Annotated in this window: 21 protein-coding genes; 13 read left to right on the top strand and 8 right to left on the bottom strand. The window is 41.1% G+C overall.

The window, feature by feature from the left end; all coding sequences use genetic code 11:
- The first annotated feature begins 1 nt into the window (after window position 1).
- Together ppk1 and ACFI4Z_RS15920 are read left to right on the top strand one after the other, a co-directional pair.
- Window positions 2-2,089: a polyphosphate kinase 1 gene (ppk1, locus tag ACFI4Z_RS15925; protein ID WP_462671434.1), complete on the top strand. Its 2,088-nt coding sequence runs from the start codon at window positions 2-4 to the stop codon at window positions 2,087-2,089.
- A complete protein-coding gene (locus ACFI4Z_RS15920) occupies window positions 2,082-3,569 on the top strand; it encodes a Ppx/GppA phosphatase family protein (RefSeq protein WP_462671433.1) in 1,488 nt (495 codons plus the stop codon). Before ppk1 ends, ACFI4Z_RS15920 begins: the two co-directional genes overlap by 8 nt.
- Window positions 3,570-3,607: 38 nt before the next feature.
- On the opposite strand, the gene ACFI4Z_RS15915 is transcribed toward ACFI4Z_RS15920, so the two are convergent.
- The 7 genes from ACFI4Z_RS15915 to ACFI4Z_RS15885 form a co-directional block, all read right to left on the bottom strand.
- Window positions 3,608-4,063, bottom strand: a complete 456-nt coding sequence (locus tag ACFI4Z_RS15915; RefSeq protein WP_462671432.1) for a hypothetical protein — start codon at window positions 4,061-4,063, stop codon at window positions 3,608-3,610.
- Window positions 4,064-4,224: 161 nt separating this feature from the next.
- Window positions 4,225-7,344, bottom strand: coding sequence for an efflux RND transporter permease subunit (locus ACFI4Z_RS15910; RefSeq protein WP_462671431.1), 3,120 nt, complete (start codon window positions 7,342-7,344; stop codon window positions 4,225-4,227).
- Window positions 7,345-7,352: 8 nt separating this feature from the next.
- Window positions 7,353-9,074, bottom strand: coding sequence for an efflux RND transporter periplasmic adaptor subunit (locus tag ACFI4Z_RS15905; protein ID WP_462671430.1), 1,722 nt, complete (start codon window positions 9,072-9,074; stop codon window positions 7,353-7,355).
- Window positions 9,064-10,389: a TolC family protein gene (locus ACFI4Z_RS15900; protein ID WP_462671429.1), complete on the bottom strand. Its 1,326-nt coding sequence runs from the start codon at window positions 10,387-10,389 to the stop codon at window positions 9,064-9,066. The genes ACFI4Z_RS15905 and ACFI4Z_RS15900 overlap by 11 nt, the downstream gene beginning before the upstream one ends.
- A gap of 99 nt (window positions 10,390-10,488) precedes the next feature.
- The gene (locus ACFI4Z_RS15895) at window positions 10,489-10,860 is read right to left on the bottom strand and encodes a hypothetical protein (protein WP_462671428.1); all 372 of its coding nucleotides are present in this window, start codon (window positions 10,858-10,860) and stop codon (window positions 10,489-10,491) included.
- A gap of 139 nt (window positions 10,861-10,999) precedes the next feature.
- Complete coding sequence (locus ACFI4Z_RS15890; protein ID WP_462671427.1) at window positions 11,000-11,608, bottom strand: paraquat-inducible protein A; 609 nt, start codon at window positions 11,606-11,608, stop codon at window positions 11,000-11,002.
- Window positions 11,609-11,655: 47 nt separating this feature from the next.
- Window positions 11,656-12,930, bottom strand: coding sequence for an EAL and HDOD domain-containing protein (locus ACFI4Z_RS15885; RefSeq protein WP_462671426.1), 1,275 nt, complete (start codon window positions 12,928-12,930; stop codon window positions 11,656-11,658).
- A gap of 261 nt (window positions 12,931-13,191) precedes the next feature.
- Between ACFI4Z_RS15885 and ACFI4Z_RS15880 the strand changes: the two genes are divergently transcribed.
- On the top strand, window positions 13,192-13,758 hold the full coding sequence (locus ACFI4Z_RS15880) for a PhnA domain-containing protein (protein WP_462671425.1): 567 nt from the start codon (window positions 13,192-13,194) through the stop codon (window positions 13,756-13,758).
- Window positions 13,759-13,900: 142 nt separating this feature from the next.
- Window positions 13,901-14,695 (top strand): META domain-containing protein, encoded by a 795-nt coding sequence (locus tag ACFI4Z_RS15875; RefSeq protein ID WP_462671424.1) that lies wholly within the window; start codon window positions 13,901-13,903, stop codon window positions 14,693-14,695.
- Between the two features lie 57 nt (window positions 14,696-14,752).
- On the opposite strand, the gene ACFI4Z_RS15870 is transcribed toward ACFI4Z_RS15875, so the two are convergent.
- Window positions 14,753-15,592 (bottom strand): 23S rRNA (adenine(2030)-N(6))-methyltransferase RlmJ, encoded by an 840-nt coding sequence (locus ACFI4Z_RS15870; RefSeq protein ID WP_462671423.1) that lies wholly within the window; start codon window positions 15,590-15,592, stop codon window positions 14,753-14,755.
- A gap of 276 nt (window positions 15,593-15,868) precedes the next feature.
- Here ACFI4Z_RS15870 and zapB point away from each other — a divergent pair, with 276 nt between their 5' ends.
- From zapB to ACFI4Z_RS15825, 9 genes are all read left to right on the top strand, one after another.
- Window positions 15,869-16,099: a cell division protein ZapB gene (gene zapB, locus ACFI4Z_RS15865; protein ID WP_394193775.1), complete on the top strand. Its 231-nt coding sequence runs from the start codon at window positions 15,869-15,871 to the stop codon at window positions 16,097-16,099.
- Entirely contained in the window at window positions 16,099-16,398 is a 300-nt protein-coding gene (locus ACFI4Z_RS15860) for a cell division protein ZapA (protein ID WP_394193776.1), read from the top strand. Before zapB ends, ACFI4Z_RS15860 begins: the two co-directional genes overlap by 1 nt.
- Before the next feature lie 82 nt (window positions 16,399-16,480).
- Window positions 16,481-17,491, top strand: a complete 1,011-nt coding sequence (locus ACFI4Z_RS15855; protein WP_462671422.1) for an MBL fold metallo-hydrolase — start codon at window positions 16,481-16,483, stop codon at window positions 17,489-17,491.
- 54 nt (window positions 17,492-17,545) lie between these two features.
- The gene (locus tag ACFI4Z_RS15850; RefSeq protein ID WP_462671421.1) at window positions 17,546-19,045 is read left to right on the top strand and encodes a transglycosylase SLT domain-containing protein; all 1,500 of its coding nucleotides are present in this window, start codon (window positions 17,546-17,548) and stop codon (window positions 19,043-19,045) included.
- A 71-nt stretch (window positions 19,046-19,116) separates the two neighbouring features.
- Window positions 19,117-19,605 carry an FKBP-type peptidyl-prolyl cis-trans isomerase gene (locus ACFI4Z_RS15845; protein WP_394193779.1) on the top strand — a complete coding sequence of 163 codons (489 nt, stop codon included), beginning with the start codon at window positions 19,117-19,119 and terminating at the stop codon, window positions 19,603-19,605.
- 13 nt (window positions 19,606-19,618) lie between these two features.
- Window positions 19,619-20,347 (top strand): SDR family NAD(P)-dependent oxidoreductase, encoded by a 729-nt coding sequence (locus ACFI4Z_RS15840; protein ID WP_462671420.1) that lies wholly within the window; start codon window positions 19,619-19,621, stop codon window positions 20,345-20,347.
- 13 nt (window positions 20,348-20,360) lie between these two features.
- Window positions 20,361-21,206: an amidohydrolase family protein gene (locus ACFI4Z_RS15835; RefSeq protein WP_462671419.1), complete on the top strand. Its 846-nt coding sequence runs from the start codon at window positions 20,361-20,363 to the stop codon at window positions 21,204-21,206.
- A gap of 57 nt (window positions 21,207-21,263) precedes the next feature.
- On the top strand, window positions 21,264-22,826 hold the full coding sequence (locus ACFI4Z_RS15830) for a S41 family peptidase (protein ID WP_462671418.1): 1,563 nt from the start codon (window positions 21,264-21,266) through the stop codon (window positions 22,824-22,826).
- Window positions 22,819-23,214, top strand: a complete 396-nt coding sequence (locus tag ACFI4Z_RS15825) for a hypothetical protein (protein ID WP_462671417.1) — start codon at window positions 22,819-22,821, stop codon at window positions 23,212-23,214. The genes ACFI4Z_RS15830 and ACFI4Z_RS15825 overlap by 8 nt, the downstream gene beginning before the upstream one ends.
- Window positions 23,215-23,279 lie beyond the last annotated feature (65 nt).

Here is a 23,279-nt window from a genome sequence, read left to right as displayed (position 1 = left end):
CATGAATGCGTGCTCAAACGTGTCGCAAACAATCACCTATTTTGCACCTGAGTTAAGTTGGCTGTCGTTTAATGACCGAGTGTTACAAGAAGCCGCTGACGAAAACAATCCCATTATAGAACGCATGCGCTTTTTAGGGATCTTTTCTAACAATTTAGATGAGTTTTTTAGGGTTCGTGTTGCTGATGTAAAACGCAGAATACTACTTAATAAATTACCTGATACTAACTTTGATGAAGACGAGATATTACTTGCTGAGATTCAGCAAAAAGTTCTGCAATTAACTAAAAAATTTAATACCATTCACCTACAAATCCTTTGTGACTTAAATGATCATAACATCCATGTTGATCGCCCAGAGACTCTCAGTGATTTTCATATCAATTGGTTGAAAACCTTTTTTCATGACAAAGTTCTTCAGCATATTTCTCCCATCATGCTGGATGAGAATAAAGATTACTCTGATCATATCAACGATACAATGACCTATATCTTTGTCGAAATGCTCAGTGATAAAAGCCATTATGCGATGCTCGAAGTACCAACCGATAGAGTCCCTCGGTTTGTAATTTTACCTCCGGAGAAAACGCGTCGTCACAAAACAATTGTATTACTCGATGATATAATTTTGTTTTTTATTAATGATGTGTTTAGTAACTTTTTTAGTTTTAACGAAATACAAGGCCACTCAATCAAACTCACCCGTGACGCCGAGTACAACTTAGATGACGAGCTAGAAGAAGGTATTCTTGATAAAATGTCTAAAGGCTTAAAGCAGCGCATTTATGCCGAGCCCGTTAGACTGGTATACGATCAAGTAATGCCTGAGTCGATGCTTAAAGTAATGAAAAAACGTTTAGGGGTCACCCATCATGATGCCCTTATACCTGGTGGACGCTATCGTAACTTTAGAGACTTTATCGGCTTCCCTAATATAGGACGCCAATACCTAGAGAATAAAAGTTTACCCGTCTTACAAAGCAGCTCATTTAATACCCACGCAAGTGTGTTTGACGCGATTACTCAGCAGGATATTTTACTATACTACCCTTACCACACTTTTAACCACTTACTTGAGTATGTACGTCAGGCTGCATTTGACCCTAAAGTGACTCAAATAAAAGTAAATATCTATCGTGTAGCCAGTAAATCACGGTTAATTTCATCGCTAATTAATGCAGCAAAAAATGGCAAAAAAGTCACCGTTATGGTGGAACTAAAAGCACGCTTTGATGAAGAAAATAACATTAATTGGGCAAAGGTATTAAGCGCTGCAGGCATTAAAGTTATTTTTGGCATCCCCGCATTAAAAGTACACAGTAAACTATGTATTATCCACCGCCGTGAAAAAGGCCAAATTGTAAAGTATGCACACATAGGCACCGGCAATTTTCACGAAAAAACAGCTAAAATTTACACTGACTTTAGTTTATTTACCAAGCATAGCGGCATTTGTGATGAAAGTGACAGCGTATTTAAATTTATAGAAAACAGCTATAAACCGTTTGTTTTTGAGCACTTAATGATCTCGCCTGTCAATGCGCGAATAGTCCTTAATGAATTGATTTTACAAGAAGTAACAAACGTCGAGAACGGTAAATCGGGCAAGATAGCTATTAAAGTCAATAATCTTGTTGATAAAGAACTGATTGATAATTTATATTTCGCTGCGCGCAAAGGGGTCAAGATTAAAATCATAGTACGTGGTATGTGCTCTTTAGTACCCGGCATTGCAAACTTTAGCGATAATATTCGTGTAATAAGTATTGTCGATCGCTTTTTAGAGCACCCTCGAGTCATGATATTTGGAACTAAAGGCGAAGAAAAAGTATATATCTCATCAGCAGATTGGATGACACGTAACTTAGATCACCGTGTTGAAGTGGGCGTTCCCATTTACGATGAAAAGCTGAAACAGCTCATTATTGATATCATCGACTTACAATTTAAAGACCGCACAAAAGCACGTATTATTGATAGTGAACAAAAAAATCTCTATGTTAAACGCGGTAATCGCAAAAAGATTCGCTCGCAAATAGCAATCCACGACCTCTTAAAAAAATGGGAACACAATTACCATAATGAATAATTATCCTTCAATTGCTGCCGTTGATTTAGGCTCAAACAGTTTTCACTTAGTGGTAGCAAGAGAAGTGGATGGCTCTTTGCAGGTTCTTCATAAAGAGAAACAACGCGTATATTTAGCTGATGGGTTGGATGATAAGTACCAACTTAGCCAAGCTGCAACTGAGCGAGCATTAGCTGTATTAAAACAGTTCGCCACTACATTACAGGACTTCCCTGCTAGTAATGTAAAAATAGCTGCAACGTATACTTTAAGGCGCGCCAAGAACATTAATGCGTTTTTAACACAAGCAAGTAAGGTTTTTCCTTATCATATTGATGTTATATCAGGCCAGGAAGAGGCTCGTTTAATTTATCAAGGTGTGGCGCATTATATCCATCATGATGAAAATCGCTTAGTTGTCGATATTGGTGGTGGCAGTACAGAATTAATAATTGGTAAACATTTTAAACACTCATTGCTCAGTAGCCGAAATATGGGGTGTGTTAGTTATAGTAAACAGTTCTTTGCTGATGGGATTATTAATGTAAAGCGCTTCAATAAAGCGCAAATTAGAGCAGAGCAAGAGCTTGAGGTTATTTATGCCAGCTATATGAGTTCCGGCTGGGACGCTGTGGTCGGTACTTCAGGAACAATTAAGTCGATTCTTGCAATCATTATTGCAAATGATCCACAACAAAAAGCCATAACTCTAGAGCGTCTACTTGAATTAAAAACACAGTTTATCGCAGCTAAAACAATTGATAACTTACTTATCACGGGGTTAAGTCCTGAGCGGCAAGTCAGCATTTGCGGCGGGTTGGCTATTTTAATCGCTATTTTTAAGTTATTTAGTATCGACGAAATGGATTACAGTGACTTCTCATTGCGTGAAGGACTACTTCATGAAATGCAGCAAAAGTTGGCACTTAAAGATATTCGTACTAATACAATCGCTAACTTAAGTGAAAGAAATGCTATTGATAAAGTACACGCTGGGCGAGTTGCAAACACCGCTGATTGGCTTTTTAATCAAGTACAAAAAGAGTGGCAATTGGACTCGCTAGATAACCACCAACTACTGGTTTGGGCTGCACAATTACATGAAATTGGCTTAAGTATAAACTCATCAGGCCTACATAAGCACAGTGCCTATGTTGTTGAAAACAGCCAGTTGCCTGGCTTCACACAGCAACAGCAAACGTTATTGAGTTGTTTGATACGTTTCTATCGTAAAAAGATTCGCTTAGAAGCATTCCCCCAACTTCTTTCGTTACCCCATTTCCAGATCTTGCAACTCATTGTATTACTCAGGTTAGCGGTATTATTAAATCAAAAGCGCCTGAGTGATCAACACCAAGAGCTGGCGGTAACTGTAAAGGGAAACAGTATGTTATTGCAATTCCCTGTGGGGTGGCTAAGCGAACAAACTTTGCTTTTAGCTGACCTACAGCAAGAGCAAAAGCACTTGAAAAAGGTGGGTTTTTTAATCGACTTTGTCTGATTGAAATAACACGGGTAGCCAGTGCTACCCGTACATTTTTACATATCCATATGTCGATTTGAGCTTTGCATCATTTGTTTGATGCCTTGCTGTTCAAGCTCTAGTAACTGCGCTATTTTTTCTTTACCGTTTTGGGTTTTAGCTCGCGACAATAAGTACTCATATAACTCAATCACCGCTTGGTGTTGCTCCGTTAAATATGCCTGAATAACGTGTTCATCCACTTGTTTATCTTGGTCAAGATCGTTAAATGTTAGCAACTCTGGATTTTTAGCGAAATACTCATAACAGTATGTATCGAGTGTATTAATTTCAGTGATCGCTTTAAAACCAACCAGATCCTCGGCTAATTTTTTTTCATACTCTAAGTAATATTCAACCAACATTTGATTATGTTCATCGAGATTGTCTTTCACACTATGGAAGTTTGCTGCCATTTGGGTGTGAAAAAGTATCGTCCAATCGTACACCTCTTGTATTGTTTTAACTTGCATGTGTATTCCTTTTTTACTCACGTGATTAGTAACTAAATGCGGGTTTCATGCCAAAGAATTAAATCCTTTAAAATCAATAACAAATACATGTGGCGCGAAACATGCCGCACTTTTAAAAGCACAAGTTACACACCACCTGTAAAAGTTATAGACAGTTCAAACTACCTCAATGATTGCTTTCGCCACAGTAAATATACCGCGGGTAAAACCAACAATGTCAATACTATCGCGCTGAACATACCACCGACCATAGGGGCAGCAATACGGCTCATTACTTCACTACCAGTGCCTGTGCCGTATAGCACGGGGAGTAAACCAATAATAATAGTGGCGACGGTCATCATCACAGGGCGTACTCGCAGCCCAGCTCCCTCAACTATGGCTTGTTTAAGTTCTACAAAGCTAAGCGCTTTACCTGCTTGTTGTGCCTGCGCGCACTTTTCATTGTAGGCTTGGTTTAAATACACCAACATAATGACGCCAATCTCCACCGCGACCCCGGCAAGGGCAATAAAGCCCACTCCCACGGCGACTGAGAAGTTAAAGCCTTCTAAGTACATGAGCCAGATACCGCCTATCATTGCCAGCGGTAAGGTGGCCATTATTATGGTTACTTCAACAAAGCTTCGAAAGTTGAGATACAACAGCACAATAATAATCGCTAAGGTCAGTGGTAATACATACGCGAGCTTGTCTTTGGCGCGCTCCATGTACTCATACTGCCCTGCCCACGTTATTGAATAACCTGCTGGTAACTCTAGCTTTTCGTCCAGCACTTGACGCGCATTATCTACATAACTGCCAATATCAATGCCATCTATATCAATAAAGCTCCAACCGTTTAAACGTGCGTTTTCGCTTTTAATCCCCGCAGGGCCGTCTTCAATAAATACATCAGCCACATCGGCAAGCGCTATTCGTTGCCCTGTTGGCGTGACAATTGGTAATAACATGAGAGCTTCTGGCGAATCACGGTAATCTTGCGGGTAACGTAAGTTTACCGGATAACGTTCTTGCCCTTCGACCGTTTGTGTAACGTTCATTCCACCAATTGCAGTGGAAACCACTTGCTGCACATCGGCAATATTTAAGCTATAACGGGCGGCTTTTTCACGGTTGATATCCACCTTAATATAACGCCCACCCGCTACTCGCTCAGAATAAACCGAAGCCGTGCCGGGAACATCTTTAAGTAAGACTTCTATCTGCTGACCAATTTTTTGGATCTCATTCAAATTTGGACCCGCGACTTTAATGCCTACTGGCGTTTTAATCCCGGTTGCCAGCATATCAATACGGGTTTTGATCGGCATCACCCACGCATTAGTCAGGCCTGGAAACTTCACTAAGCCGTCGAGTTCTTTTTTCAACTTTTCTAAGGTCATGCCTTCGCGCCATTGATCTTTAGGCTTGAGCTGAATAAAGGTTTCAATCATGGTCAATGGTGCAGGATCGGTGGCGGTTTCTGCTCGCCCGACTTTACCAAATACCGTTAACACCTCTGGTACTGTGGCGATGAGCTTATCGGTTTGTTGTAAAATCTCACGCGCTTTACCAATAGATAAACCTGGGTAAGTAGTTGGCATATACATTAAATCGCCTTCATCCAACGGTGGAATAAACTCACTGCCTATTTTGTTCACTGGGTAAAAACCAATAACCGCCACTAACAGAGCCATTAATAAGGTCACTTTAGGAAATCGTAAAACCAGATTCAGTAATGGTTTGTAGATGTTGACCAGTAAACGATTGACCGGGTTTGTCTGCTCTGAAATGACTTTGCCACGGATAAAATAACCCATCAATACGGGCACTAAAGTTATTGCAAGACCTGCTGAGGCTGCCATGGCATAAGTTTTAGTATACGCTAAAGGGGAAAACATACGCCCCTCTTGGGCTTCTAGAATAAACACCGGCATAAAGCTTACGGTGATGATCATTAAACTAAAAAATAGCGCAGGCCCGACTTCGCTGGCGGCATCTATAACCACTTGCCAACGGTTTTCATCGGTTAGTGGAGTTTTTTCCATATGTTTATGCATGTTTTCAATCATAACGATTGCGCCATCGGTCATCGCGCCAATAGCAATGGCAATACCGCCGAGCGACATAATATTAGCGTTAATGCCTTGCCAATACATAATGATAAACGCCGTTAAAATTCCCAGCGGTAAGGTGATTATTGCAACCAAGGACGAGCGCACATGAAACAAAAAAACTAAGCAAATCAAGGCTACCACCACTAACTCTTCAAGCAGTTTGCTGGAGAGGTTATCCACGGCATTTTGGATCAAATTAGAGCGGTCATACACAGGCACAATTTCAACGCCATCAGGTAGGCCTTTTTTTAGTGATTCGAGCTTTGCTTTTACCAGCTCTATAGTTTTTTGCGCATTTTCGCCAAAGCGCATTACCACTACGCCACCAGCAACTTCACCCTCGCCGTTTAGCTCAGCAATACCACGGCGCATTTGTGGTCCAAGACGAATATCAGCGACATCACGCAATTGCAGTGGTGTGCCGTTAGCGTTCACGCCCAATGGAATGGCTTCTAAGTCAGCTAAGCTTTTGATATAACCCGTGCTGGTTACCATGTATTCGGCTTCGGCCATTTCGATTACCGAGGCGCCCATTTCTTGGTTGCCTTGCTTAATAGCGGTTTGGATTAAACTTAGCGGAATACCATAAGCACGCAGTTTATCTGGCTCAACATTAACTTGGTATTGCTTAACCATACCACCAACAGAGGCAACCTCTGATACGCCGGGTACGGTTTGTAATTCAAACTTTAAAAACCAATCTTGCAAGCTACGTAGTTGGCTAATGTCGTGCTGATTGGTTTTATCCACCAGCGCATATAAATAAACCCAACCAACGCCCGTGGCATCTGGGCCGAGCTCGGCGGTTGCGGTATCAGGTAAACGGCTAGAGACTTGACTTAAATACTCTTGCACTCGGCTTCGTGCCCAATACAAATCTGTACTTTCATCAAAGATGACATATACGTAGGAGTCACCAAAAAATGAAAAACCACGCACTGTTTGTGCCCCAGGAACTGAGAGCATCGCGGTGGTAAGTGGGAAAGTCACCTGATCTTGCACTACTTGCGGTGCCTGCCCTGGGTATGAGGTTTTTACAATCACCTGCACATCAGATAAATCAGGTAAGGCATCAATAGGGGTATTTTTTACCGCAAAAATACCTCCACCGATTAACATTGCTGTGAGTAACAAGACAAAAAAGCGATTAGTAACGGACCATCGAATAACTGCTGCTATCATAATGCCCCCTAATGATTACTGTGTGATTGCATGCTTGATGCAATATCAATACGCTGGATGATAAATTCGCCCGCTTGCACACTAAAAGTAAAAGTCAGCTGTTGCTTCGGGACTAAGCCGGTTAAATCGAGATTTTTAGCAAATACAAAGTTCATAGTGGCAGGACCGCGATTCCATTTCTTAATTGCGCCGCGGCTTATATTGGCAATTCGTTTGTCTTTATCAATAGTATTGATAGTGCCCGTTACAGTAGCCATGTTGTCAGCTTCATTCATTACATGGGTTGAATCCATAATATGAATTGCGCTTATTATGTAGTTACCATCCGCTTTTTTTGTTAGCTCAAAATGCAAAGCTTGCCCTGCTTGTAGCGCCTGAAAATCAACGCCATCGGAAACGGTAAAGTCCATGGTCATACTAGGCCAATCTAATTCACCCATTGGTTCGTGACTAATATTCACCATGCGATGATCTGCCATAACACTATTCACTTCGCCTTTACCCCACACGCTAGTAACTGGCGCCGGTGTTTGCATACGTTTAAAATCGGAGCTTTTGCTTGATTCTGAGTCCAACAAAAATTGCGCTGAGGTGACGACTTCATCATCTGCTTTAATACCGGCTAAAATAACCGTGTTATCACTATCGCTGCGACCAAGTTCTACTGCTACTGATTTAAAGCGACCTTCGCCTAGCGCCACTACTAAGCGGTCTTGCGAGCCGGTGCGAATCACTGCCTCTTTAGGCACAATAAGTTGTTGCTGTGCGGCTTTGGCATGAATGCTAATTTGCGCGAACATATTTGGCTTTAGTTGATGATCTTTATTGTTAAAGCGCAGGCGCACCCGCAGCGTGCGGTTTTTAGCATCAAGGGTAGGGTAAATATAATCAACCTTGCCACGCCAACTTTGCCCGGCAATATAATCAAGAGTCATGGTAACCGGTAAACCCACTTCTATAAGCTGCGCTTGGCGCTCGAACACTTCTGCCTCGACCCACACTTCATCTAGTTGACCAATACTCATCATTGAAGTGCCGGGCTTCACATAAAAACCTTCACGGATATTAAGTTCATCCATTACACCGCTTTGACGGGCGTAAAAGGTAATGTTCTGCATCACTTTTTTATTTGCTTGTAAACGCTCAACAAAACCGTCTGACACATTCAATGCCTTTAAGCGCGCCTTTGCCGCACGGATCAGTACTGGGTTATTGCGATTAACTGCCAGTACAAACTCTTCTTGTGCGTTTACCAGCTGCGGTGAATATAAGGTATATAGCGGTTCACCTTTTTCAACTTTATCGCCAGCAGCTTTAACGTACAAAGTTTCTATCCAGCCTTCTACACGCGGGTGAATGTGCACTAACTGATCTTGATTATATTGTATGTAGCCCACGGTTCTTACTTCACTTTGCAGTGCTTTGAGCTGTACTTTTGCGGTTCTAACGCCGAGGTTATTCACTACTGCAGGAGATATTGTTACAGCACCAGGGCCATCTGGGTTGTTGCTTTCACTCTCAGCGTAAACTGGCACTAAATCCATACCCATTGGTGAAAGTCCTGGTTCATCACGGCGGTAATTACTATCCATAGGGGCAACCCAATACAGGGGTTTTTTCTGTGTGTTAGTAATGGATGTATCTGTACGATTAGTCAGTAAGGATAAACTCGTTGCCGCAATGGCTGCACCAGAGAGTGCGGCGATAAGCAGTTTTAAATTAGTGTTCATTATGCTCTCCTGCAAGTAGCTCAGCCATCACAGCAACATCTTTACTACTGGCGTAATAATTCAACCGAGCTATGATAATTTGTTGATCTATTTGGATGTTCAATGCGTCTATTTTGGCGCTTAGTTCGCTAATGCGAGCACGCATCACTTCTGAAAAATCACCATCATCGCGGGTATAAGCATTTAATGTCGCTTGTGCTTGTTCTGCCATTTGCGGCAATAACTTTGTTTGATAAAGCGCGTCACGCTGCTGTAACCTTGCAAGCTGACTAAACTCTTTAAAATACATCCCTTTGAGCTTTTGTAGTGCGAGCAATTTCTCTGTTTTTACCGACTCTGCCATGGCAATAGCAGCATTGACTTGCTGGTCTTGACGATTGTCGGTAAATAGCGGTAAATCAATACTAATACCTACAGAGAACAGATCGGCACGGGAGTCGCCCATCGGCGTGTCATCGCGATAGCCATAAGCCATATTTACGCCAAGTTGTGGTTTATAGCCTTGTTTAGCTACTGCAACTTCGGTTTGCTTGGCAGTAATGCTTTGCTCTATGGCAACAATGGCAGGATGTGCCATCAACAGCTTCATGAGTTGCTCAAATTTAAGCTCTGCAAAGTCAACCAATGGCTTTATATCACCGCGCTTAGCACTCACAGGTTGAGTTAACATACTCATCGGTAGCCATTGCGACATCCGTTTCTTAGCACTTTCAAATTGCTGCTCTAACATCACTAGCTTGTCTTCAAGGCGGGTTAATTCTAACTGCGCGCGAATAATATCTTGCTGGCGGGTTTTACCTACCGAGCTGGCATAACTTGACTCAGTAATATCAATCAATTGTGTAAATAAACCTTTATCTTGCTCAATCAGCGCAATACTTTGCTGAGCACGATAAGCATTGAGCCAAGATTCAATAATGATGGTTTTAACCTGTGCAAGTCTGTCGGCACGCAACCAAGGATATTGCTGCGCTGATTGAGCTAAAGCTTGCTGTTTAAGTTCAAGGCTGTCACCACGGCTAAACATTTGGCTTACACCCACTTTTAACTGGGTCATGCCTTCTTGATCGAAAGCAAAGCCATTCGTTGGTAAATTCATCAGCCCTAAGGTTAATACCGGATCAGGTAACGTGCCTGCAGCTAAGCTTTGTGCTTGCACAGCAGCTTGTTGATATTTATTGGCCGTCAGCCACGGTTCGTTATTAAGCGCATAATCGAGCGCTTGTTCAAGGCTTAATTCGTTACTGTATGCTGAGCTTGCCGTTGTTAGCAAAAGCGCTAAAAAACTGGCTTTAAGTACTGCGAAGTGATTCATCACTTACTCCACTATAAATTAAAAAAATGATTAATTTAGAGGCAGGAATAGGCGATTTTTAATATGGTTTAGTAAATTTTAGACGCACCTATCCTGCAATTAAGCAGACATAGGAGGGCGATATAGCGAGCTGGCTATGTAATGTTGGTCTTGCAGGGTATAGAGTTGCACTTTCTCGGCACTGAGCAACACGGTGGTAAATAAGTTACTCATACTCAACATTGAGTGAGTACTACAGGCGCTCATTGGGCAAGCGCATTCTTGGTTGTTTGTTGCATCGTCATCGCAGCAATCCATGTTCATCATACCTGCCGACATGTCATGGTGCATATCAGTAGTATCAACAACTTGCGACTGGGGTTGACTCATATGGGGCATTTCGCACGACATAGTTACAGACGCAACAGCTTGACCCACTAACGTGAATAACAAAACTATGGCCAATAAACTCTGGTGAATACGTTGCAACACAATGCCTTTTATAAATTAGGTTCTAGGTTCTAGGTTCTAGGTTCTAGGTTCTAGGTTCTAGGTTCTAGGTTCTAGGTTCTAGGTTCTAGGTTCTAGGTTCTAGCGAAGTTTATGATAACTACTTAGTTAACACAAATGTTTAACTATTTTTTGGCGTAACTTTAATTAAGCTGCTAGCGGCGATGGCAAATAAACAATAGCCAGTGAAATACCAAAAACCTGTACCAAGTTCGGCATGCATGTTGATCAACTCACCCATTTGGCCATCAGCATTCCCTGCAAGATAAGCCACGATTATGGCAATCACAAATACATCGACCATGCTCCACTTAGTGACACCTTGTATTATTTGGCCAAGCATGTGCTTAAATTTATTCACTGGTAAAAAAATATATAACAATTGCATTAATAATTTTAAGGTTGGGATCACTATCGAGAAAAATGCCACTAATGCTGCGACTAAGTAATTCTTGTTATCTGCCAGTTCATTAACCGTGCCCCAAATACTCCGTGTTTTTTGGTAAGCGCTAATTTCACCTTCCAATTTATCAAGCCCTAGCATACTAGATGCCATCATCAGCATATTGCGGGTACTTACGTCACCTTCCTCTGCTAGCATTTCAATGCCCACTTGAGCTAATTGCGACTTGTCTATTCTCCCCTCAAGAGTTAAAACAGGTTGCGTAATACCTGGTAATAATAATGCGAGTGCTATAAGTATAATTGCTAGTGGTAAAATTTTACGCATAAATCGTCTTCAAAAAAGGTTAATAGCATCGCATAGTACTGAAACTGTTATACTTGTTCAATAATAGACGCTAACACCTCATCACCATATTCTCGCGCACTAAGCATAATATTATAGACAACCTCTATATTTGAAGCTGGGCGAATTGTTTCAAGCAATTGCTCCGCCATGGGCCAATTATCTTCTTCCACAGCACGAACTAATTGCAATGTTGCACCAAGCATTCCATTATAGTTAAGCAAAGCACCTGATAGCTCATCGCCCAAACAAAACTCTTTTGCGATAACATCGAGCTCTATGTTTAGTATCGCATCAAGGATTGAAATTAATCCGACTAAGTAGCCTTGCTCTGACATGTCCTTGCCGCCGGGTTCCAGCATTAGCTGCATAAAGTGCGCACGTATTAAGCCAAGTTTAGTTAATTCAGTTGGTCTATCTACCCCTAGTTCACTTAAAGCAAGTACCCGCACAAATTGGCGAATAGCGTCTTCACCCAAGTAGATAACAGCTTGTGAAATTGACGTAATAACTAAGCTCTTACTCTCTGAGCGAGCATTAACCAGTTTTAGAATCCGTGCAGTGAGACCTACATCCTTTGCAATTCGCTGCTGTATTTCATCAAAATTAAGATCCAATCGTGAGGTGCATCTTAATAAATCAAAAACCGCCAATTTTGACGGCTCAACATTTTGGTACGTCAGCATTTCTGGGCGTGCAAAAAAGAAGCCTTGAAAGAGGTCGCATCCAGCGTTTTTTAACGATAAAAATTGTTCATGAGTCTCTATACGTTCAACAATTATTTTTAACCCAGGAAAACGGCGTTTAAGCTTTTTTAACGCCATGTTAGTTTTAATGATGGGCTCTTCAACTTCTAGTTTTATATAATCAACAAGCTCCAAAAGAGGTTCCCACTTTTCATCGCCATCATAATCATCTAAAGCAAACGTGTAACCCTCACTTTTTAAAGATTTAACGCGATGGGTAACCTTTTCAATGTTATTGGCACGCTCGACAATTTCAATAACAGCGCTACTAGGCTGTAATAAACGAGGAAAGTCTTCCAATAAGGCGTCTGACGATAAGTTGATGAACGCGTATTGTTTTGCTGTTAATTTTTCTAACCCTATCAGCATAAGCGCATTAAAAAATAATCGCCCCGTGGCTTGGCCATCTGAGGTGCCTGCAGGAAACACATTATTAACTGAATCACGATATAATAGCTCGTAAGCAAAAATGCCTTTTTCGGCATTAAAAATTGGTTGGCGTGCGATGTATTGCGTCACCATAGTGGGCATTGTTTTTGTTATTTTAGTATTCGACATTTCTTGCCCTTCTGATGCGGCTGCTTTTGAGGTTCATCAATTGAGTATTCATATATTAAATTAGTATAGTGATTTTTTAGAAGCTTGCATGTATAAACTGTGTTTAAAAGTAGTAATTCCCTTCAATCAAAGCAACCAGAACTTTCTGATTTAATGAATTATAATAAAAATACCCTTACATTTTTAAGGGATATGTTTTTCTGGGACTCGACAGTGGTATACTTGCTTTATATCTAGGCCCACACTAAAAGAATCTAAAATATGAGTATTGAACACACTTTAATTGAGCGTAGCAATAACCAATGTGAGTTATGTAGTGCAACCGATAACCTATCAGTTTATGAAGTACCACCAGTTGCTGAAGCACATTCAGATAAATGCATTTTTGTTTGTCAGACATGTAAAAACCAAATTGAATCAACTACTGAGCTAACACCAACACATTGGCATTGCCTAAATGACAGCATGTGGAGCCAGACGCCAGCCGTGCAAGTAGTCGCTTATAGAATGCTTACTCGTCTTGCAGTAGAAAATGGCTGGGCGCAAGACGCTTTAGATATGATCTATCTTGAAGAAGACACGCTGAGCTGGGCACAAAAAGTTCTTGCTGAAGAAGATGATATTAAACACCTTGATAGTAATGGTGTAGTTTTACAAGCTGGCGATACTGTTACTCTTATCAAAGAACTTGATGTTAAAGGAAGTAGCTTGGTTGCTAAACGTGGTACCGCCGTGCGTAACATTGGCTTAACCAGCAACCCTGAGCACATTGAAGGGCGTGTAGACGGTCAACGTATAGTTATTTTGACCAAGTATGTAAAAAAATAAGCTCAACCTTGCAGTTTAATTTTTCAAAATGGGCCATGTGCCCATTTTTTGAGAGTTAAGCTAAGATTAAGTGTGAAAGGAATACGCTTGCAGGGTTTTCAGTCGCATATACTGCAAGCTTTAGCTCATTCAAGGAAAATTTATGTCATTACAAAAATCATCATTAGGCTGTCTTGTTTTATTAACGGCAAGTATTGCCCTTTCTGGTTGTACTCAGGAGAATGCATCTGACAATACAGCAGAGCAAAAAACAATGGCGACGCTTAATACCCAAGTATCCTATTTAGACCGCAGCATGTTACCACCAGGCTCCGTAATGACCGTTAAGCTTTCTGATGTGTCTAAAATGGACGTTAAATCCGATGTTATTAGCGAGCAAACCTTAGAGCTCAATGGTGGTCCGCCTTATGATGTATCGCTGCAGTATGATAAGTCAGAAATTAAAGCTGGCCATCGTTACAGCGTTAGTGCACGTATCGAAAACCAAGGCAAATTGCTTTACATTAGCACAACCAGTAATAACCCTTTTGCGCAACAGCAAACAGATCAACCTTATAAAGTTATCGTGTCAAAAGCCGCTGCACTTAAGCCAGACGTAAACCTAACAAACACTTACTGGAAAGCTATAAGCTTCAATGGTGAAACTGTTAAGGTGAAAACCAAAGAGCCCTTTATTCAATTTAAAGCCGATGGCACTACACATGGTTTTTTAGGATGTAATAACTTTACTGGTAGCTACGAAGTAAGTGAACAAACGCTTACTTTCAAGCCGTTAGCAAGCACTCAAAAAATGTGTATTGAGCAAATGAATATTGAAACAACGATGTCAGCAGTGCTTGATACCGCCAGCGAATTTGCTATTGATGGTGAAACACTCACAATGAAAAATGCAGCAGGTGAAGTCACAGCAATCTTCCAAGCAACGTACTTTAATTAGACTCTTGCATAAAAACGCCCAAGCAAAGTTGGGTGTTTTTAAAACAGGTTCACACGGTTATTCTTCAACTAACTGTTCGCTACGGTAAAAGCCGCTGGCATCGCTTAACAAATCCACTAGTTCAGGTAACACTGTATCCATGGTTTGTTTTAACTTCCAAGGTGGGTTAATTACAATCATGCCTGATGCTGTCATGCCGTGTACATCAGTATCAGCTTGGGTTGCTAATTCAAACAATTGAATATTACGCATACCCGATGCAATAAGTCCTTCTTCCATACGATCAATACGTTCTCTATCAACTACTGGATACCAAATCATGTAAGTACCCGTAGCAAAGCGTTGATAAGTTTTAACTAACGTTTGAACAACTGTATCGTAGTCGTCTTTGATTTCATAAGGTGGGTCAATCAATACGCAGGCTCTGCGTGATGCTGGGGGTAACAAACCGATAAGCCCCGCAAAACCATTTTCACCACGTACACGGATTGAGCGCTTGCCTTGCATGTTTTCTTCCAGTAATACCAGATCCCTAGGGTGCAACTCAAAAAACCACCCTTTATCTTGGCGGCGTAAATAATGCTCAGCTATTTTTGGTGAGCCTGGATAAAAAGCAAGCTCTCCTTGTTCATTAAAGGATTTAATCAATGCTATATAGTCATTTAAAGCTTCGTGACCACTGCTGTGCTGATAAAGCTTTGCAATGCCATCTTGAAATTCTTGTGTTTTTTGCGCATCAGCAGAAGCTAATTCAAAAAAGCCCGCCCCTGAGTGAGTGTCAATATAATCAAGTGGCTTATCTTTAATTGTTTGATAACTTAATACCTGCGCAAGCACGAGGTGTTTAAGAACATCGGCTGGATTTCCAGCATGAAATGAATGTCTGTAACTGAGCATAATTTAAGTTTCGCTATAAACCAATTGATAGGAGCTGTGAACGGTCTCATTATACCCAAGCTTACCTAAGATACGAGTCTATGATGAAATTAATATCCTCCTTAAACATCACAACACAAGCAATTAAAGTGAACCAATTCTGAACAAAGAAGCTAACCAGCTGAATTTTTCCTTAACATTAAATAAAAAACAGCTAAAAGCTGCGTAAGTGCTAGCATATAGTGTAACTTTGCTTTACATTTGCAAGTTATTAATAACAGTTATATGAGCGCCTTTATGAACAACGAAACTCTTTCTCAACTCGAACAACTGATCGACCAATTAATCACTCGTAACAATGAGCTACAAGCCGAAGTAAAAAGCCTGACTGAAAAAAATGGTCAGCTAATTGACGAAAATGAAACCTTACAGCTTGAAGTACTTGATAGCGAAGAAAAGCAAAAAGACACTAGTTCAACACTCAGCGGCCTATTAGAGAAATTGCAAAGCGCCCAACAGGCTAGCTAATGTCTGAGTTGCAAAACCAGCGGGTCACTGTTGAACTACTTGGCAAAGAGCAGCAATTTGCTTGCCCACAAGGCCAAGAGGAAGCACTGATTGCTGCTGCAAAGCACCTCAATGATTTAGTAGAGCAAATGAAACAACGCTCTACCGTAAGAAACGATCAAAAAGCCTTGCTTATGGCAGCATTGAACATCAGCCACGAGTTGTTAGAAGTGCAAAAGCAACAAGCAACAGCACAACAACAACAAGATGAGCTTATAGATAAACTTAGTTTATATTTAAACGACTCTAATCATAAATAAACAAGCGCACTATGCGCTTGTTTTTTTATATGCTAAACAATGATTCACATATAAAAAGCAACTTTAATTTAGGTATGGATGCATGGCTCACCAATTTTTAAGCTCGCGTTTAACTCACTTGTTCGTCATGGCCAGCTGTTTTTTTTCCGCCAATCAGGCTAATGCGCAATGGCAAAAAATATCTAACCAAGTCGATTTTTTTCAACAGCCCGCTAATTTACGTTTTTACGATTCAAACCAAATACTAATCAAGGGCAATAGTTGCGCACTCATGTTTGATGCTAGTGGTGATTTTTCAGCCGTTGAGGCAACGGTAAAACACCTAAAGCAAACTCTTAAAGTCCCTTTATGTTATTTAGTCGCAAGCCACTTTCATGACGATCACCTGCTTGGGATGGCGGTATTACAGCATCATTACCCAAATGCTAAATTAATTACACACACAAAATTAGCAGCAAACTTTACAGATTTTCAACAGACATATACCAATAAGTTAGACAACTACCAGCAAAGTATTGAATTAAGCTATCAGCGCTTAGCCGAGCAACCTGAAGATAAGCAACCAGCCTGGCGTGATAAACTTGAATTAGCTAAAGAGCGACTGCTGCGTTGGCGAGAGTACGCACTGCATTCACCTACTTTAACAGTCACTGACTCACTCGCACTGGATTTAGGTAACTACCCTATAACAATCAATGCTTACCAAGCACATACTGATGCTGATTTAATGCTTTTTGCAGAGCAAAAAACAATTTTGGTCGGTGGAGATATTGTCGACTATTTACCTTACCCTGGGCACGGAAATTTAACTAGCTGGCGAGAATTATTAAAAAAACTAACTACAAGCACAATTGAGCAGATTATTTTACCCGGCCACGGTAAGCCATTAACAGTAAAAAGCCTTCAGCAATCCCACGCTTTTTTAACTGCCATACAAGAGCATGTGCAAAACACCCCAGAACAAAACTTAACTGAGCTTCAACAAAGTTTTAAAAAACAATTTGCTGACCAGTACATTACCGATGATATTTCAGCCAAAGCTTACCCAATGTTTCTGCAAGCTGGACTTAAACGTGCTAAACAGTCAAAATAGCAGCCGCACAGGGTTGTGCTAAACTTAAACAAGGTCTGAAGTTGGGTGTTTTTTATGTGCAGATATTTTTGTGCTTTATTGCTAATGTTTATTTTGCTTTTCGGATGTAAAACAATCGAGCACCCAGTTGAATCTGATGAAACAATTCAAGCCCCGGTTATTTTTAATCATTTTAAGCCATCAAACACACTACCGACTACAACCTTAAAAACTCACATTATCGATGCGCCGTTAGGTATAAAAGCGCCAGAGAAAACAACGCCAAAAATCACCTCAACAGCAACAAAAAATCAGCGCCAGACTGATTTATGGCAGCATATTGCACACAATTTACAGTTTAAAATATACCTCAACAAAGCACTAAAAAAGCGTATCAAATGGTATGTTAAACAACCCCATTATTTAACAACAGTTAATAAACGGGCCGCCCCTTACTTATATCATATTGTACGAAAAGTAGAGCAACAAAAGCTCCCTATGGAAATCGCTTTATTACCCTTTGTAGAAAGTGACTTTAGACCTGCAATACGCTCATCCCAACATGCTGTTGGTGTTTGGCAGCTAGTTGGCGCAACGGCTCATCATTTTGGGATAAAGTCAGACCAATGGTACGATGGCCGCCAAGATGTACTAGCATCGACTGATGCTGCACTGGCCTATTTAAAATACCTACACAAGCGTTTTAATGGTAATTGGTTACATGCTTTAGCTGCATATAATACCGGTGAAGGAAGAGTAAAACGTGCCATAGCGGAAAATAAAAAACGTGGTAAAAGTACTGATTATTGGTCATTAAATTTACCCAAAGAAACTGCTGAATATGTACCAAAGCTTCTTGCCCTAAGCTACTTAGTACAAAACCCCAATAAAGGCCTAAAGCGCCCTAAATTAGCCAACAAAGCAATCACAACAGAATTTGATGTTGGCCAGCAGTTTGATTTCTCAGTCATAGCTAATTTATCTGGTATTGGCCGCAAGCAACTTCACAAGCTCAACTCTGGATATTTAAAAAATCAAAGCTCACCAAATGGACCCCACACCCTTTTAATCCCTATGGCACAGCAAAACCTCCTGACAAGTCAATTTTTTAAACGTAACTTTGCAGGAGAGTATATTGTAAAACAAGGGGATACTTTATATGCCATTGCGCGTCGCTTTGACATGCCAGTTAAAAAGTTAAAGATGATGAATAATAAGCTATCAAACCTAATTAACATTGGTGAAACGTTAACTGTAGGTCAACCACGTACCATGCCTGACACTTTAACAATAGATTATAAAATTAGCCCATATCTTGAACACACTGAAATCGCCATACCCACCATTGCCGTGGAATATCAAGTAAAACCCGGTGACACTATATGGGGAATAAGCCAGTTATATGATGTGCCTCACAAAGATTTAGCTCAGTGGAACAAGATTAGTGCATCCAGTATTTTAAAGCCCGGTGCTTTACTAGTACTTCATTTACCTCAAGCAACAAAGCCTACTCCCAAAATTAATACCGAAGGTATGCTTTCGGGGTTAGAAAAAACCTTAACTAAGCCACAATAGTCTATAGTTTCAGATCTGTCACAATTAGCGTAAAATTAGCCTTTATCTATATTTTTCTATAAGAGATTGGCATGCAAATCAGTAAAAATTCAGCGGTTGAGTTTCACTACACCTTGAGTGAAGCGGGCGAGCAACTTGAAAGCAGTAAAAACGACGCGCCACTTAGCTATATTCATGGTCTTGAAGGTATGCTACCAGGTCTTGAAAAAGCCCTTGAAGGCAAATCTGCCGGCGACAACTTAACCGTGACATTAGCACCAAGTGAATCTTATGGCGAACGCGTTGATGATTTAATTCAACGTATCCCACTTAAGCACTTACAAGGCGATACCAAAGTATGGAAACCAGGCATGACTGCTATGGTGCATTCAAACCAAGGTAAGCACCAAGTTACTATTGTTAAAGTTGGCCGCTTTAATGCTGATTGTGATTTAAACCACCCATTTGCAGGCAAGACATTGACGTTTGATGTAGACGTTATTTCGGTGCGTGAAGCCACGAGTGAAGAGCTGTCTCATGGACACGTTCATAGCGAAGGCGGCTGTGGTCACAATCACTAATTAAGGACAAATAATGACAAAAGTTGCAATAGTAACCGGTGGAAGCTTAGGTATTGGTCGTGCTATCTGCCAGCGCTTAGAAAGTGATGGCTTCAAGGTATTTAACTTAGACATTCAAAATGGTGAATACGGTACTTGGCATGAATGCGATGTTAGCCAAAGCGTACACGTAGAGCTGGCAATCGCAAAAATAGCACAAAGCCAAGGCCGTATTGATGTACTCGTATCGAACGCAGGTAAGCATCTTAGCGCGACGATAGAAGACACCGACGAAGCAACTTTTGACTCTTTGTTTGCGCTCAATGTTAAAGGGGCATACGCCGCTGTAAAGGCAGTATTGCCGAGTATGAAAGCGCAAAAAAATGGAGCGATAATTTTTATCGCCTCTGACCAAGCAAGTATAGGCAAAACCAATTCTTTTGCTTATAACCTGACAAAGCACGCCCTTGCATCGATGGCAAAAACAACGGCTTTAGATTATGCAGCTTTTAACATTCGTGCCAATGCTGTATGCCCAGGCACAATTGAAACGCCTTTATTTCATAATGCTATTGACGCCTACTGCAAAAGTAGTGGCGCCATTAAAGCTGATATCGTTGCCCAAGAAGGTTCATTACAACCACTAGGCCGATTAGGGCAGCCAGAAGAAGTGGCCGCTTTAACAGCATTTTTAGCAAGTGACAATGCAAGCTTTATCACCGGCAGCTTACAAAACATTGATGGCGGCTACACAGCTCAATAGTTAGGTGAATAAAATGCATAATAAAATAATTGACCCCCATGTGCATTTTTTCAATCTGATTGAAGGTGAATACAGGTGGTTACAAGGAGGCACACCGCCTCCATGGCCACACCTTGACCAAATAAAAGCACCCACTACTACTGCTGAGTTAATACAGCATTGCCCATTTGAGTTAAAGGCCCTTGTTCACATAGAGGCTGGGTTTAATAATGATCGCCCAATTGAAGAGTTAATTTGGCTCAGTAAACACTTAGCCCAGACTCAATATAGAGCAATTGGCTATGCAAAAATTGATGATTGTCCTGAAACTTTCAAACAAGCAATTGCAAAATTATTGCACCCATCACTTGTTGGTATCAGAGACATCACACAAGCAAAGGAGAGCTCGCGTTTACTAAACCCTAACACTGTTACCAACTTAGCTTACTTAGCCAAGTTAGGATTACATTTTGAAGCGCAATTTGAGTTAGAAAACACCTCTGTTAGCCAACGCGTTGCTGACTACTGCGCACAGCTGCCCAATTTACGAATAGTTATTAATCATGCCGGGTTACCTCAAAAAATAGATGGCTGGAAAACAGGAGTCAAAGCTTTAGCAGATAATCAAAACGTGTATATTAAGTATTCGGGGTTTGAACTACTCCCTCTATCAACCAGGCAAAAACACACTTGCTTTGATTTTATTATCCAGCAATTTGGCCAATCACGCGTTATGTTTGCTAGTAACTTCCCGGTTTGCCAAATTGAGCAAAGTTATGAAGCAATTTGGCAAAGCCACTTTGCGTTATGTAAGAATCATACCCTATGGCAAAAACTGAGTTACGACAACGCTCTTCGCTTTTATCGACTTTCAATATAATGTGACTATCTTGTACAAATAAAAAGCGCTATATTCTACTTAAGTTGTTAAGTGTGAGTGCGATTAATGAATAAATCACAATATAAACTAACAGTCATATCTGCCCTATCGTTGAGTGTGTTATCTGGGTGTGGCTCAGGTTCCTCTGACAGCAACTCTTCAGGGCCAACTGTCATTAATTGGACACAAGGTGAATTTCAATCATCGCGTAACTTTGAGCAACAATGCCAAGCACTTAACGAAAAGCACTGGCTCCGCTCATGGAGCAACGAATCCTACCTTTGGTATGATGAGATTATTGATCGTGACCCTGCACTTACAGAATCTGTTGCTGATTACTTTCAACTATTAAAAACAGAAGAAATCACTAACTCTGGTGCTAATAAAGACAACTTTCATTCCAGCTTACCCACAGCACAATGGCAAGCACAAAGTCAGTCTGGGATCGCCTTTGGCTATGGGTTTAAAACTAAAATAATTAGCCCAACAGCACCTCGCCAAGCAGTTATTAGCTACACAGAGCCTAATTCCCCCGCTAGTCGAGCGAACCTCACTCGTGGTTTTGAAATCATAGAAGTAGACGGTGTCGACTTTGTAAATGCCAGCACACAAGAGGACGTCGACACGATTAATGCCGGCTTATTCCCTAAAGAGTCGGGTAAAGTCACCTCGTTTACGTTCAAGAGCGTTACCACATCTGAAATACGAGAAGTCACGCTCACCGCTCAATCAATAGCAACTCAGCCAGTGACTAACGTAAAAACACTGGCTGATGGTAAGGTCGGTTATTTTCAATTTAATAGCCATAATGCAGTTGCAGAAAAACCCTTATATGATGCGTTTAATACTTTAAAAAATAATAATGTCACTGATTTAATCATCGATATTCGCTACAACGGCGGTGGCTTTTTACAAATGGCAAGCCAAGTGGCTTACATGATTGCAGGTGATGCGAATACTAATAATAAAATTTTTGAACGCACTATTTTTAACGATAAACACCCTGTGTTCAACCCTGTAACAGGTGAGCGTTTAGAGCCCGTATTATTTACCGATGAATTTGTCGGTTTTGCTGAAAATCCAAGTCTTAACCCCGGAACTAAACTACCCACCCTCAACTTAGAGCGCGTGTATTTACTCACAACAAGTAGTACATGCTCAGCTAGTGAAGCTATTATTAATGGTTTGCGGGGGGCTGATATCGACGTAATACAAATTGGAGCTGGTACCTGTGGTAAACCGTATGGGTTTTATGCTACTGATAACTGCGACGTTACCTATTTTACCATTCAATTTACCGGTGAAAACAACAAGGGCTTTGGTGAGTATGCTGATGGCTTTGCCCCACAAAATACGGTTAACACCGAACGCCTACCCGTGCGTGTTGCTGGTTGTGCTGTGGCTGATGACTTTACTCGTCAGTTAGGCGATCCTAATGAAGCACTCTTGGCAACAGCGCTTAATTACCGTGAAACAGGTAATTGCCCTGCGCCAACATCAACGGCCAGCCTGCAAGGTTTTGCGCCTTCACAGCAAAGTGATACGCCTTATGTTATTGATACACGAGCCATCACATTTGCAGAGCAGAACAAAGTGTTACCTAAAGCTGAAAATGAGTGAACGTATAATGAAAAACACTTTCGGTATTTGCATACTAAGTAGCACCTTGTTATTGGGCTGTGTAGCACCAGCTGATAAGCCTACGCCCAAATTACAGCATGCACTATTACAAGAGCCTCAAAGCGAATTAATTGCGCAAGGTATAGCACGACTCATGCGCAGTAATAATATTGCCGTTGCAAAAGATGTATTTATGCAACGCAGCCTCATGGTAGTGGATAACGTCACTAAAACGGATGAATTAGGTAACCCAATTATGGGCAGACAGCTTAATATGCCTGATAGATTTGAGCTACTGATCAAAAATGATCAATGCTTTGTTCGCCATTTAGATAGCAAAGCGACTGAGCCATTGCCGGATGTGAAATGTAAGGTGAATAATAACTAGGTGCGGGCTTCGGGCTTCGGGCTTCGGGCTTCGGGCTTCGGGCTTCGGGCTTCGGGCTTCGGGCT

The sequence above is a fragment of the Pseudoalteromonas sp. RWi3 genome (assembly GCF_054960735.1).
This window is presented reverse-complemented; position numbering and strand designations above follow the sequence as displayed.